The organism is Fulvivirga sedimenti (assembly GCF_020328055.1).
This window is the reverse complement of sequence record NZ_JAIXNE010000011.1, coordinates 38,265-52,500: the sequence shown is the minus strand read 5'-3', so window position 1 is coordinate 52,500 and position 14,236 is coordinate 38,265. Positions and strand designations below refer to the sequence as shown.

The following is a 14,236-nucleotide window of genomic DNA, read 5'->3' as shown; positions in this document are numbered from 1 at the left end:
CAACGTACCCACAACCACCAAATGAGCATGGCCCTCCAGCCCGGTTGCTACCAGCATGTACGCCCATGTCGGAATAATCGCATCCGCAGAACAGGTGATAGCCACATTCTTACCATCATATTCAGACCAGTCAACTTCTTTCAGTCCGGTCCTGAAATCCTTTTCACGCAGAATCAATCCCTGGAAAAGCCAGTCGGCCATATCCCAGATCACCCGCTCACCCGGATGATAATATTCCTCCAGATTGATGGTTACCAGTCCGCTTTTTTCAACCCTGTTTACAATTTCACCTGTTTCTGCCATAATCCTGTTTTCTCTGCAAACACTAAATCAGCTTTTTTGGTTTTGTTGCCTGAAATTCTTTCAGGTATTCCGGCTCAAAATATGCAAGATCAGCAAATTCACCGGCTATAAATTTTCTAAAACCCGGGTGGCACATGTACCGGGCATCCGCTTCAATACCGTCAATGAAACGTGCATTCGAATGCGTTATTACCGACTTCGCCTTTTCACTTCCGTTCCCGAAAAAATAACACTTCCTGTCATCCAGGTATTCGAGCAGATCTTCCGATTCCAGTAAAAACGGTTTCGCATTTCCGAATGGCTCAGCTTTTTCATTGAGTACCTGAAGATAAACTTCCATCCGCCGCGCATCCATCATTGGTATCAGGAATGCAGGCTCCGCAATAAATGGAGCTACCCCATACGCCAGTGCCTCAAGTGATCCAACGGTAATCAGCGGAACGTTCAGCGCATAACAAAGGCCCTTTGCGAAACTGGTGCCGATCCTCAGGCCGGTATAGGAACCCGGCCCCTCCGCAACGATCACACCGTTCAATTCCGTCTGCAGTACCCCGCATGACTTCAGCAGCCGTTCGGCAAGCACCGCAAGCAACCCTGCATGGGACCTCTCAATGTGCAGGGTGGCAGAGCCCAAAATCGTCTCGTCATTCTGCAGTGCCACTGAACAAACGCGCGTGCTCGTTTCGATGGATAGGAGAATGGGCATATTATCCGAAATTTCTGATTCGTGTGAAACTTTGAATGATGGCTGATTCTACCTTTGAATAGTCCAGCATTTCATTGCGCGCATAAATATACGCAATCATCATTGGAGGCAGATCCTTTAGCCCTGTCTTATGCTTTCTGTATGATTCACGCATTCGGCGCTTTACCAGGTTACGGTCAGGGGCACGCTTGAAATTACGCTTTGAGACCGTAAACAATACCTGGTGACAATCCGATGCCGGATTTGGCATGAAAATTACCTTGAGTGGATGCAAATAAAAAGAGGAACCCTTATCAAAGAGTTCCTTAATTTCTTTTTTCCTGTAAAGACGTTCGTCTTTGCCGAAGCCCTGAATTTTTTCTTTTTGCATGTTGATGGACTTCACATCAACCGCGCAAGGTATTACTTATGGGTCTTCTCGTCAGAAACCGTCAGCTTCTTTCTTCCCTTAGCACGACGTCTCGCCAATACGGCACGTCCGTTAGCAGATTCCATGCGCGATCTGAAACCGTGCTTGTTCTTTCTTTTACGTTGCGATGGTTGAAATGTTCTTTTCATTGCTATCCTATTTTCAGGCTGCTCGCACAGCGTACTATTCTCTTAAATGGGGTGCAAAGATAAAGAGCATTTTAATTATCTCCAACAATGGAAACATACTTCTCCTAAAAATATTTTTGCATCCCTGGCGGTAGCCACCAAAATATGGATCAAATGTAGTAACTTTTCACGATGAAATATACGCTAGACTGCTCTCAAATAAACACACAGTATATTCGGGTCACTTTCGAGGCTAATGAGGTAAAAAGCGGAAGCATCTTGCAGCTTCCCATTTGGAGGCCCGGCCGTTATGAAGCAGCCCATTATGCGAAATACGTGCGCGATATGCGTATCCATAATGATCAGGGGGAGGAACTGCCCGTAAGTAAAAGAAATGCCAGCACATGGGAATTATTAACAACCCAGCCGGAAAACATCCGGGTTTCCTATGAATTTTATGCTGGAAAACTGGATGCCGGCAGCACTTATATCGATGAAGACCTTATTTACATAAATTTTATTAATTGCCTGGTTTATATGCCAGAGCGGATAACGGCAGCCTGTGAAGTTCACATCAACATTCCTGAAGGATATCAGCAGGGGTGTTCGCTTTCCTCCCCGGCACATGGGGTATTCAGCGCAGAAAATTATTATATGCTCGCCGATGCTCCGCTTCTATCCTCCCCGGGCCTTCAGCATCTTACCTATACGGCTGGAGATATCCCGTTCCATATCTGGATTTACGGCGAGAATCAACTTGATGAACAACGTCTGATCAATGATTTCCAAAAATTCAGCTCTTTTCAGATCGACTGCATGAAGGAATTCCCGGAATCTGCTTATCACTTCCTGCTGATTACACAACCCTATAAACTCTATCACGGGGTCGAGCATGCCGCAAGTACGGTAATTTGCCTGGGACCGAGGGCTACACTATCCGGCGAATTATATGACGAACTGCTGGGTATCAGCTCGCACGAATTATTCCATGCATGGAATATCCTTAAAATACGACCAAAGGAGCTGCTCCCTTATAAATTCAATGAGGTGCCCGTATTCAATACAGGCTATGTCGCGGAAGGGTTCACCACCTATCTGGGAGATCTTTTTCTGGTCGCTTCGGGCGTGAAAAATGAAGCATGGTACCTCAATGAGCTGGGCAAGTTATACAAAAGACATTTTGAAAATATAGGCCGCCTCCACACATCTGTAACTGATTCCAGTATCGATCTTTGGGTTGACGGGTACCAGGCAAGTGCACCGCATCGCAAAAGTTCCATTTATGTGGAAGGCGCCATTATTGCATTGCTACTGGACCTGAAGATTCGACTGGCTACCAACCATGAGCAGTCAATCGTTTCCCTCATGAATATTCTCTACTATGACTTTGCACGGTACCAGAAAGGATATTCCTCGGAAAACATTCAGTCGATTGCCGAGCAGCTTTGCAACACTTCGCTGGATGAGTTCTTTGATAAATACGTTTACGGAACAGAGGACACGCGAAGTGAACTGGACGCAATGCTCAACGAATTTGGACTTGAAATTAATGACGTCGATAATGAGAATTTCTTTGAACGGGCATATGGATTGCGTATTTCAGAATCCGGAGCACAATGGAAGGTGTTAAAGACTATTCCGGGAAGCCCGGCATCCGAATCACTCAGACCGGATGATGAAGTACTTGATATAGACGGACAAAAAGTTACTGCTGATCTTATCTCCGGATTTTCGGAAGATGAATTAAGAATAACTATATTGAGGAAAGGAGTTAAAAAGAATATCCAAATCCATGCCGCCAAACACACTTTTTTTCCAACTTATCAGGTCAGGCGATCCCCAAATATCAGCGGCAGCCAGCTCACAAACCTTCATAACTGGTTGAATATCGAAGGATGAATCTAAATAAGCTCATTTCCGAATTACGCAGGCGTAATGTCTTCAAGGTGGCGACCGCGTACGCGATTGTAGGATGGCTGATCATTCAGGTCGTCGTTGCCATTACCGGCCCGCTTGGATTACCCGAATGGGTACCGGCATTCTTTATTATTTTCGTGGCCGTTGGTTTTCCCATCGCCCTGATCGTTGCCTGGGCCTTCGAACTCACCCCTGAAGGTCTGAAAAAAACGAAGGAAATTGACAAAACGACATCCATTGCACCTTCCACGGGAAAGAGAATTAACCGGTTGATCATTGGAGCATTATCGGTTTTAATCCTGTTTCTGTTGGCAGAACGTGTTTTCTTTGCCAAATCCACCATTAATGATACCGAAACACAGGTTTTGAAGGCATCTGTTCTGGACAAGTCCATAGCAGTCCTGCCCTTTGATGATTTTAACGCCGGCGGCGAACAGGAATATTTCGCTGACGGACTTACCGAAGAAATCCTGAATGCGCTGGCGAAGACGCCGGACCTTCAGGTGGCTTCACGAACCTCCTCCTTCCAGTTCAAGGATCGGAATATTGATGCGCGTTCCATCGCCGATACACTCGGTGTAGCGCACATTCTGGAAGGCTCCGTCCGGCAATCATCTGAAAAAATCCGCATTACTGCCCAGCTGATTCGCGCTTCTGACGGATTTCACCTGTGGTCAGAAACCTATGATCAGTCAAGGGACGATATCATCCAGGTACAGGAAGATATTGCTTTCAAAATTGCCAGTGCCCTGGAAACGGTAATGGATCCCGAGGAGCTGGAGCAAATGATCGAGGCCGGAACACAATCTGTAGAAGCTTACCAGGTATATTTAAAAGGTAAAGCGGCCCGGATCAACAGCAGACTTCCCGAAGCCAACAATTATTTTGAGGAAGCAATTAAATTAGATCCCCAATTTGCTGAAGCATATTATGAAAGTGCATTGTTATACCAGTCGGAACTCACACCCGTTGTTCTGAATTATGGATTTCTGGATTTGAACTATGATGAGAAACTCGGTTTATTCAACGACAGAATTTCCAATGCCATCAAATTCAGTGACCCGGTTACCCGTAAGTCCTATGAAGCCAATAAGGCTTTCGTAAACCTTGAATTCAGGAAAACATTGTCAATACTTAATGATTTCCTGAATGATCGCCCCAATGATGAGGATGCCCTGAAACTTGCAATATTAACATCTTCCCATCTTCACGAACGGGAAATGAGCCTGGATTTTAATAATCGCCTCGAAGAGATCATGCTCAAGAATGAGGAAAATTATACGGCTGTTGTGGCTAATTATTTTTGGGCTGGTGAGTATGAGGGCGGAGCAAAATTTGCACGGACCGCACTTGAAAAATTCCCGTATTCGAATGAGTTGATTTACCAGTCGCACCGGGTCTTTCTTTGGGCTGGTCAAACAGAAGAAGCAGCCGACTTGCTGGAACGACTTTCGAAAGAAACAATTGGTGAGCGCGCTGTAGCAATGGCGAAATTAAGACAGGCGTGTGCTGAAGGGAACCGTGAACTTGCGGAACAGATTTATTCCTCCGGTATGATATCCCCAAATATAGGAAGCCAGTGGATTGCGCTGCGTTTTCTTGGACGGGATGAAGACGCTTACAACCTGATCAGGCCACTTGATGAATCCAACCAGCTGTTCAGCCTGGCAACCTGGCTTCATTACCCCTATTTCGATTATCACATGTTTCCAAATCTTGAAAAAGTACTGGCACGCGAAAAACACAGGGATTTGCCCGTACAGAAAATCCAGTTTGCACTTCAATAATTTCGAAGCCTCAGGAATAAATTTTTATTCGAACAGATGGTTTAAAATCTTCCTGGCCTGATCTCTTTTCAGTCGTGGCCCGTACTGAGATACTACCTGTGATGAGGCAAGGCTTGCCATTTTTCCTGATTCAATAAAGCTGTGTCCTTTTGTGATACCATAAAGAAATGCTCCGGCAAACATATCACCGGCGCCATTGGTATCAAGTGCCTTTACCGCATAAGGTTCAATATCAATGAATGTGTCCCCATCCCACAACATAGCACCATTGGCACCCTGTGTGATTGCGAACTTTTTCGCCACATCCTTTAACTTCTCGCGGGCGTCTTCCAGGCTTGAAGTTTCGGTAAAGAGCATGGCTTCCTCCTCATTGCAAAACAGAAGATCAATTCCCCCTGCTGCCACCTGGTGCATCTGTGCATTAAAATATTTCACCATACTGGGATCAGAAAATGTGAGTGCCGTTTTCACACCGGCAGCCCTCGCCAGATCACGTGCATGAATCATTGCTTCAAGCCCATTTTCAGAAGTTACAAGATATCCTTCCAGGTAGGTGTATTTTGATTGTTTCAATGCGTCTTCATCGACCTGAACCTTTGAAAAAGAAGAAGTGATGCCCAGGAAGGTGTTCATCGTACGGCTTGCATCCGGTGTGGTCATTACCAGGCATTTTCCGGTTACGCCTTCGGGCAGGTTGTGCTCGTGCAGGTTGGTACTTACGCCGTTATCTTTCAGATCCCTGATGTAAAAGTGGCCCATCTCATCGGATGCCACCAGGCAGGAATAAAAAGTCTGCGAGCCAAACTGACTGGCGGCGATTACTGTATTTGCCGCGGAACCCCCGCATTGCATATTTGAATTGTGAATATCGATCGCCTCAACAAGCTGTAACTGACGGTCTGCATCCACAAGCGTCATGAGCCCCTTTTCCACCTCATGGACTTCAAGGAAATCATCAGAAACCTCCGTAACAATATCTACCAGGGCATTCCCAATGCCATATATATCATATTTCATTATTGCTATTTCTTTTTATCAAATGTTAGAGTTAAACCAATTTCTTTTGCGCGATTCGGATAATCCGTTATCAATCCATCTACGCCCATCTTAACAAGCTCCTGCATCTTGTCGGGATCATTAACTGTCCATGGAATCACTTTTATATTTCGTTCATGCAGCTCGTCAACGACTTTTTTGTTCAGCAGCATGTAATTCGGACTGTAAATGGCTGGAATAAAGCCCAGGGCACCAAGATTTGTTTCTACTGAACGAACATTTTCAACAAGAGCCGCCAACCGGACTTCCGGATAATTTTTATTCCAGTATTGAAGTACCCGAAAATCGAACGACTGTATCACAACGCGTTCCCATGGCAGGTATTGATCAATCAATGAATATACCAGGTCTGAAAACTCTTCGGGTGAAGGGTGAAATACTCCATCACCGCTTTCGCTGCTTTTGATCTCAATGTTGTAATCAAATTCATATCCCGTATTTCCTTTCATATAGCGCTCCACCGTAGCGATAACATCAGACAGTAGCGGCTTCTGCGTAAATACCTTCTTTTGTTCCGGGAATGATTTATTTTCCTTTGATCCGCAATCAAATCTGCTGATCTCCTCATATGTCATTTTGAACAAATTGTATGACTTATCATCACCGGTGAGTTCACTTCCGTCTGCGGCCAGACAAATATTATGATTCATCCATGGCTCATGGGATACCACAACCTTCCCATCAGCCGAAACTACCACATCCATCTCCAAAGTTGTGACCCCCTGATCAATGGCGTATATAAATGCGGGAATACTGTTTTCGGGATACATACCGCGCGCTCCGCGGTGACCCTGAATATCAATTTTCTGAGCATGTGCGGTTCCAGATATCATCATGGCCAACAGGATAAATACGGAGAGTGTTCTGTGCATCTGTAAGGTGCTGAGAAAAGCTAAAATGTGGGGAGTACTGGACTCGAACCAGCGACCCCCGCCCTGTCAAGGCGGTGCTCTGAACCAACTGAGCTAACTCCCCTTTGAATGAGCGGTAAATTTACAGTACCCATTTCATAAAACAAACAATGACCACATAGGTTAATTCCTGATCTTTTTACTAATTATTTTAGTATTTACTATTATATTTGTCATTATGGAATCAACCGGGCCGATCAAAGGAAGAGGAACTTCTCTGAATACGAAAAACAGATATTTACGGCAACACATCGCTTATGACCATCCGGAAGGCCTTGACGAGCCCATGGAATCCGACAAACCCGAAACGGAACTATTCTTTGACAGCGCTGCGAATATTGTGAATAAAGTAACCAGCCCTGATGTCGGAATGATGTATTCAGCGAATCCATACCAGGGCTGTGAACATGGCTGCGTTTACTGCTACGCCCGAAATACCCATGAATACTGGGGCTGGAATGCGGGTCTTGATTTCGAACGGAAGATAATTGTAAAGAAGGATGCCCCCTTATTGTTGGAAAAGTTTCTACTCCAAAAGAGCTGGATTCCTCAACCGATCGTGTTGTCAGGAAATACCGATTGCTATCAGCCTGTGGAACAGAAGCTTAAGTTAACGAGAAAGATGCTGGAAGTTTTTGCCAAATACCGGCATCCTGTGGGTATTATCACCAAGAACACAACAGTTCTCAGGGATCTGGATATTCTTAAGGACCTTGCCGCAGATAATCTTGTTCACGTCTATTTCTCTATCACAACGCTGAATGAAGATCTCCGGCGCGTTATGGAGCCACGAACCGCTACCAGCAACCGTAAATTTGAAGCTATATCGGAGCTTACGAAAGCGGGTGTACCCGTTGGCATTATGAATGCCCCGCTTATTCCAGGCATCAATCATCATGAGATCCCCGCAATCATAAGGGCGGCAGCAAATGCAGGTGCCCGGAGTGCAGGTTATACTGTGGTCCGTCTGAACGGACCTATAGGCGACATTTTCAAAAAATGGCTGGCGGATCATTATCCTGACCGCATACACAAAGTGATAAACCAGATCAGTGATATGCATGGCGGAAAGGTGAATGACAGTGAATGGGGCGTACGAATTAAGGGTCAGGGTAATTTTGCTGATATAATCTCGAGAATGTTCCGGCTATCAAAAGAGAAGTATATGGCCGGAATGTCAATGCCACCTTACAATACCGGCATATTTCGAAAAGGGGGAAATTTCAGGTTGTTTTAACGACTGCGAAACAAAATTTCAATCAGATCAGTTAATAGTGCAAAGACATAGATTATGAAATCCGCAAATCATTTATACTCGATTCTTCTGTTGATATTTCTTGCATGGTCATGCCAGGCAAAGGAAACGCGCCAGGAGTATGCAAATCCCACACCGGTATTAACAGCAGCACAGCAGGAGCGCCTTGACACTGTTTATTTCGCCAGTGGGTGTTTCTGGTGTACCGAAGCTGTATTTGAACGAGTTCAGGGAGTTTATGATGTGGTTTCAGGGTATTCAGGCGGGGATAAAAAAAATCCAACGTATGAGCAGGTGGGCGCCGGGCTAACCAACTATGCCGAAGCTGTCCGGGTGGTGTACGACAGCGATCAGATATCTTACGTGGAATTATTGGAGATTTTCTTTGCTTCCCACGATCCGACAACCTTGAACCGTCAGGGACCGGATGTTGGAAAGCAATACCGCAGCGCCATTTTTTACAGAACTGATTCCGAGAAGTCCCTGGCCACAACGATGAAAGAAAAGCTGAACAAAAGCGGAAAATACAGGAACCCCATCGTTACCGAAATTACGCGCTTTAAGAGCTTCTATGAGGCAGAAGACTATCACCAGAATTACTATGAGATTCACCCCGAAAATCCATACGTCCAGTCGGTATCAAAACCGAAAGTTGAAAAATTCATGAAAGAGTTCAAAGAAAAATTGAAACCTGAGTTTCAATAGAGACAGCTTGTTTTTTCCTATTTTTAATTATCTTAAACGGGAATAAAACGAGCAGCCGTGTGGAGTTAACACCAGAAGAACAAGTTCAGAAATTATCCGGGGCTTTCCTTATCGAGAGTGCATGGGAGGTATGTAATCAGGTTGGAGGTATTTATACCGTAATAAGATCAAAAGTACCGGTTATGACGCGCCAGTGGCAGGACAACTATTGTCTGCTTGGGCCGCTGATGAATCCAAACATATCAGCCGAGTTTGATCCGATCACAGATCTGAATGGCCCGTTGGGTCAGGCAGTTAGCCGTATGCGCGATTTAGGTTATGAGGTACGTTACGGCACCTGGCTTGTCACCGGCCGCCCCTATACAGTTCTGTTAGATATAAAATCTGCCATGAATGATGTGGCAGGAATACGACAGCAGTTACTGGCCGACTATGGCATTCATATAAACGGGCAGGAGGAATTACAAAATCAGGTAGTGGCATTTGCGGATTTGTCTACAAAATTCGTCAAAATCCTGAGTGAGGAACTTCAGAAGGAAAACCAGCAGCTGATTACCCAATTTCATGAATGGATGGCTGCCCTGCCCATCCTTACTTTCCGAAAGGAAAAATTGCCGATTAAAACCGTATTTACGACTCACGCGACAGCACTGGGCCGTTACCTGGCAATGAATGATGAGGACTTTTATAATAATCTGCCTGATTATGACTGGAAAAGTGCCGCAACCCATTTTAATATTCTTGGTATTGCAGAGATAGAACGTTTCGTGGCACAGGCTTGTGACGTGCTCACGACGGTTAGCGAAGTTACCGCCCGTGAATGCCAGTATTTCTTCACCAGAATTCCAGACGTGATTACACCTAACGGACTGAATATCAAGCGATTCGTGGCATACCATGAGGTTCAGAATCTTCACGGCAAGTACAAAGACATCATTCATCAGTTCGTAATGGGTCATTTCTTCAACAGCCATCCGTTCGACCTGGATAAAACGCTCTATTTCTTTACCTCGGGGCGTTATGAATTCAAGAACAAGGGGTTCGACATTACACTTGAAGCACTGCAGATCCTGAACAGCATGCTTAAGGAGTCAGGTATGGATGTAACTGTCGTGATGTTTTTTATCACCAAACGTCCCACATGGAGTATTAATCCGGAAGTTCTGCAGTCGCGTGGTGTGATGGAAGAAATCCGTAAAACATGTGATACAATCCAGCAGCAGCTGGGAGAAAGACTTTTCTATGATGCAGCCGGTTCTAAAAATGAATACCGCCTGCCAGATCTCAATAAATTCGTGGATGACTTCCTTCGGCTGAAATACCGGAGGATCCTGCAATCATGGAAATCTGATAAATGGCCAATTGTCGTTACTCACAACCTGGTTGACGATATTAATGATGAAATTCTGCAATATATCAGGCGGACAGAACTTGTGAACAGTCCGAAGGATAAAGTAAAGGTGGTATACCATCCGGATTTTATAGACAGCACCTCACCCTTGTTCGGCATCGACTATGGTGAATTCGTAAGAGGGTGCCACCTGGGTATTTTCCCAAGTTATTATGAGCCGTGGGGCTACACTCCACTGGAAAGCATCGCCCGCGGCGTTCCGACAATCACATCTGATTTTTCCGGATTTGGCGATTACATCAGCGCAAACGTTGAAAAACACGAAGATTCCGGTGTGTATGTTCTCAAAAGATATCGCCGTAAACCACGTGTTGCAGCCAAGGACCTGGCAATGATGATGTTTAAATTCCTGAAACTGACCCGAAGAAATCGTATGGTACAGCGCAACAAAGCAGAAGATCTTTCAGAACATTTCGATTGGTCGGGACTCGTGCGCTATTACAATCAGGCCTACGTGCAAAGTCTGGAGTCAAAAAGAAGTTAGTGCATGCATATCGGTATTGATTATGGTGCCAGGCAGGCCGGCACCACAGTTGCCTGTTTTTACCTCGATGGGTCATGGCATCTTGAGCAGGTAGAAAAAAAGAAAGACGCAGATCAATTTTTGATAAACGTGATTGAATCCGTGTCACCCTCCAAAATTTTTATAGACGCACCTCTCACGTTGCCAGAAGTCTATGGCAAGAATAAATTTTCACCTGACGATGATTTTCATTACCGCGTATGCGACAGGGAAACAGGGGCCATGTCACCACTTTTTATGGGCGGACTTACTGCCCGGGCAATCCGCCTGAAGACTATATGGGAATATTCGGGAATCTCCGTAATGGAGACCTACCCGGCCCAGTTGATCAACATTCTGTCGTTAAAAGAGTTCTATAAGAAGGATCTGATAAGATTCCAGGAAGAATTCAGAACGATCCATGAAAATTTGCCATCGGAGTTCAAAAACTGGCACCAGGCTGATGCCTTTTTAGCCTGGTTCAGTGGATATCGGTTTTCCGAAGGAAATAATAAAACCTATGGAAATACGAACGAGGGCACGATCCTCGTTTAGATCCTATAGTCAAAAGACCAGGAATGCATTTTATCGATATTCGAATTATTCCGAATAAATTATTGTTTCTACAATCACGTAATTCCGTATTATTGAAGATTAGACGACGTTCAAAACCAGGAACTATATGAAGAACAGATTGATAGTAAGGTGGACAATGATTATTGTGATACTCACCACCGCAGTTTCAGCGTGCAAGGATGATGATAACCCTTCACCCATAGATCCAAACAATCCGTATGGCGCTATAAATGCATGGATTTATGACACCATGGATGAAGTATATTACTGGACAGACCAGCTTCCTGCGGAAAGTGCAACAAATGACAAGCTTGATCCTTCTGATTATTTCTATGATGAACTGGTCGTCAGCGCCGATCGTTTCTCACGAATCTATCCCGATTTTCAGGATCTGTTAAATGGCCTGGAAGGAATAAACATAGAAGCAGGATATGATTACCAGCCTGTACAAAGCGGTCCTACGGAAGTTGTGGCGTTAATAAAATATGTGAAGAGGGGCAGCCCGGCCGATGATGCAGGATTGCAGAGAAGTGATATCATCACAGCAGTTAACGGACAAGTCATTACCACCAGCAATTACCAACAGGTACTCAGCCAGGTAAAGGAAAATCATACCATTACTTATGAGCGCTTCAATGAGGTTTCCGGGCAATACGAGCCGGCAGGTGACATCAGTCTGAACGTTGAGGTCGTTCCCGAAAATCCGAATTTGCTCGATACAGTGTACACCATGGGGGATAAGAAAATCGCTTATTTCTTTTATACGTTCTTCTCACCCGGACCTGAGGACACCGATCTTTACGATCAGGAAATGGATGCCATTTTCGGTTCATTCAAGGATCAGGGCGTTACTGATATTGTCGTGGATCTCCGCTATAATCTCGGTGGAGCAATTTCATCAGCTACAAACCTGGCAAGTCTTATTGCCCCTAATGTTACCAGTTCATCTGTTTTCTACGAAAACGTATGGAATGATTTATATCAGAATTATATTGAAGGATTGCCCAATGGAGATGATATCCTTCGGGGAAAATTCATTGAAAAGGCCGGGAACATTGGATCCCAACTGAACGGCCCAAAAGTATATTTCCTCGTGGGCAGGGAAACGGCATCTGCAAGCGAGCTGGTGATCAACGGACTGGATCCCTATATTGATATTGAGCTCATCGGATTCCAGACCATAGGTAAGAACGTGGGTTCTATTCCCATAGAAGATGAAGATAATCCCGATAACGATTATGGAATGCTTCCAATTGTTTTGAAAACGTTCAACAGCCAGGGGCTGTCTGATTATGATCAGGGGTTTGTTCCGGTTGGTGAAAATTTCATAGACGAGTTTGACTATCGCTGGTACCCGGTAGGGGATATCCGCGACCCGTTGTTAAAGAAAGCCATTGAAAACATCACCGGTGAGGTGTTACCAAGCAGCATTGCAGGACGGGTTCAGGCATGGGAAGCTATGACACCATTACAATTTGACGGGCCAAGAACGGAAAGAGCCAATCTGCCCATAATATTTGACAATGTAAAGATTGATAGGTAGCTAGCGGCAACCACTTTCAAGCTTGACGAAAAACTTTAATGGTCGCGGGTACATACCTGCGGCCTTTTTTATTTCTCAATACAATATTGATGATGGTTTTTGATGTGAGGGATTGATCATTTACATATCCCTGCCTCCGGGTAATTGCAATTATGTGATCCCGAAACCCATTCATGAAGGGAACGTTTTCTCCCTCCAAGCACATCCTGCCGGATGAAGTCCAGCATCTCATCATGCATCTCCCGGATAGAAATGGTGGCCCAGTCATGATCACCTCCGCAAATGGTTATGAGATAATATGGCCTGGCAAGATAGTCCAGCCGCCGTGCTATACTGGCTCCGCCGTGAAGCATGAGATAGCCCGGCAAGCCCTTGTCACAGTAGTGATGCGGGGCATAATCGTAGGGCACCAGGTTATCACAAGTGCCATGAACAAGCATTGTGGGCATGCTGTTTTCAGAGGTTATAAGCTGATCATCGATGAGGGCACCGGCCAGGCTGATAACACCGGCATATCTAAATCCCGGCGGCAAAACGCTTCTTCCGTCAAATGTACTGGCATCTTTCCAATAAGCGAGGTGAAGGACTGTTTCTGCGCCTGCGCTACTGCCGGCAAGAATTATCTTTTCCGGATTGATCCGCAGATCAGCTGCATTGTTGATAAGATATAGTGTCGCCCTGGCGGCATCAAGGGATGCACTGGCAAAAGCCTGAAGCTTATCCCCTGCTTTTACATCACAACCAAAGCCCTTCCCCACCATTGTGAGACGATAGGAAATGGAAACCACAGTCATTTCATCTGCCAGACGCATCGCGAGAGATTCAATATCCCCTGAATCCCTGTTCCCTCCGGTAAATCCTCCACCATGAACAAAGAGCAATACAGGCTGTTCGTCCAGGTCATCACGCTGATAAATATCCATTTTCAGATCCTGAAAATAATTTACGGTCTCCCGGGAAATCTGCGCAGGTGCCCATGTACCGTTCAGCAACATCATGGAACAAAGCAGGAGCAAATACTTCATAA

Annotated in this window: 14 protein-coding genes and 1 tRNA gene (1 of these 15 running past the window's edge); 7 read left to right on the top strand and 8 right to left on the bottom strand. The window is 45.2% G+C overall.

Going from position 1 to position 14,236, the window contains the following annotated elements; translation table 11 throughout:
- The 4 genes in view from LDX50_RS30485 to rpmH are tightly spaced (at most 32 nt apart) and all read right to left on the bottom strand, a layout consistent with a single transcriptional unit that may run on beyond the window.
- Positions 1-303: the 5' portion of a DUF2480 family protein gene (locus LDX50_RS30485; protein WP_225700094.1), read on the bottom strand. Its footprint begins 216 nt before the window's first position; only the first 303 of its 519 coding nucleotides appear in the window; the start codon lies at positions 301-303; its stop codon lies beyond the left edge, outside the window.
- A gap of 22 nt (positions 304-325) precedes the next feature.
- Positions 326-1,009, bottom strand: a complete 684-nt coding sequence (gene tsaB / locus LDX50_RS30480; protein WP_225700093.1) for a tRNA (adenosine(37)-N6)-threonylcarbamoyltransferase complex dimerization subunit type 1 TsaB — start codon at positions 1,007-1,009, stop codon at positions 326-328.
- A gap of 1 nt (position 1,010) precedes the next feature.
- Entirely contained in the window at positions 1,011-1,379 is a 369-nt protein-coding gene (gene rnpA, locus LDX50_RS30475; RefSeq protein ID WP_225700092.1) for a ribonuclease P protein component, read from the bottom strand.
- Between the two features lie 32 nt (positions 1,380-1,411).
- Positions 1,412-1,567 (bottom strand): 50S ribosomal protein L34, encoded by a 156-nt coding sequence (gene rpmH, locus LDX50_RS30470; RefSeq protein ID WP_155170611.1) that lies wholly within the window; start codon positions 1,565-1,567, stop codon positions 1,412-1,414.
- Between the two features lie 171 nt (positions 1,568-1,738).
- Between rpmH and LDX50_RS30465 the strand changes: the two genes are divergently transcribed.
- Together LDX50_RS30465 and LDX50_RS30460 are read left to right on the top strand one after the other, a co-directional pair.
- On the top strand, positions 1,739-3,445 hold the full coding sequence (locus tag LDX50_RS30465) for a M61 family metallopeptidase (protein WP_225700091.1): 1,707 nt from the start codon (positions 1,739-1,741) through the stop codon (positions 3,443-3,445).
- Complete coding sequence (locus LDX50_RS30460) at positions 3,442-5,250, top strand: hypothetical protein (protein ID WP_225700090.1); 1,809 nt, start codon at positions 3,442-3,444, stop codon at positions 5,248-5,250. Before LDX50_RS30465 ends, LDX50_RS30460 begins: the two co-directional genes overlap by 4 nt.
- 24 nt (positions 5,251-5,274) lie before the next feature.
- Here LDX50_RS30460 and LDX50_RS30455 read toward each other — a convergent pair whose 3' ends face one another.
- The 3 genes from LDX50_RS30455 to LDX50_RS30445 all read right to left on the bottom strand — a co-directional run bounded on the left by LDX50_RS30455 (position 5,275) and on the right by LDX50_RS30445 (position 7,281).
- Complete coding sequence (locus tag LDX50_RS30455) at positions 5,275-6,267, bottom strand: adenosine kinase (RefSeq protein ID WP_255647456.1); 993 nt, start codon at positions 6,265-6,267, stop codon at positions 5,275-5,277.
- 5 nt (positions 6,268-6,272) lie between these two features.
- Positions 6,273-7,178: a glycerophosphodiester phosphodiesterase family protein gene (locus LDX50_RS30450; protein WP_225700089.1), complete on the bottom strand. Its 906-nt coding sequence runs from the start codon at positions 7,176-7,178 to the stop codon at positions 6,273-6,275.
- Between the two features lie 28 nt (positions 7,179-7,206).
- Positions 7,207-7,281 (bottom strand) — tRNA-Val (locus LDX50_RS30445).
- A gap of 114 nt (positions 7,282-7,395) precedes the next feature.
- Here LDX50_RS30445 and LDX50_RS30440 point away from each other — a divergent pair.
- From LDX50_RS30440 to LDX50_RS30420, 5 genes are all read left to right on the top strand, one after another.
- On the top strand, positions 7,396-8,454 hold the full coding sequence (locus LDX50_RS30440) for a PA0069 family radical SAM protein (protein WP_225700088.1): 1,059 nt from the start codon (positions 7,396-7,398) through the stop codon (positions 8,452-8,454).
- A 54-nt stretch (positions 8,455-8,508) separates the two neighbouring features.
- Positions 8,509-9,177 carry a peptide-methionine (S)-S-oxide reductase MsrA gene (gene msrA, locus LDX50_RS30435; protein WP_225700087.1) on the top strand — a complete coding sequence of 223 codons (669 nt, stop codon included), beginning with the start codon at positions 8,509-8,511 and terminating at the stop codon, positions 9,175-9,177.
- A 59-nt stretch (positions 9,178-9,236) separates the two neighbouring features.
- Positions 9,237-11,072, top strand: a complete 1,836-nt coding sequence (locus LDX50_RS30430; RefSeq protein ID WP_225700086.1) for a glycosyltransferase — start codon at positions 9,237-9,239, stop codon at positions 11,070-11,072.
- A 3-nt stretch (positions 11,073-11,075) separates the two neighbouring features.
- A complete protein-coding gene (locus tag LDX50_RS30425; RefSeq protein ID WP_225700085.1) occupies positions 11,076-11,645 on the top strand; it encodes a DUF429 domain-containing protein in 570 nt (189 codons plus the stop codon).
- Between the two features lie 127 nt (positions 11,646-11,772).
- Positions 11,773-13,209, top strand: coding sequence for a S41 family peptidase (locus tag LDX50_RS30420; protein ID WP_225700084.1), 1,437 nt, complete (start codon positions 11,773-11,775; stop codon positions 13,207-13,209).
- A 116-nt stretch (positions 13,210-13,325) separates the two neighbouring features.
- Here LDX50_RS30420 and LDX50_RS30415 read toward each other — a convergent pair whose 3' ends face one another.
- On the bottom strand, positions 13,326-14,234 hold the full coding sequence (locus LDX50_RS30415) for an alpha/beta hydrolase (RefSeq protein ID WP_225700083.1): 909 nt from the start codon (positions 14,232-14,234) through the stop codon (positions 13,326-13,328).
- Positions 14,235-14,236: the final 2 nt, after the last annotated feature.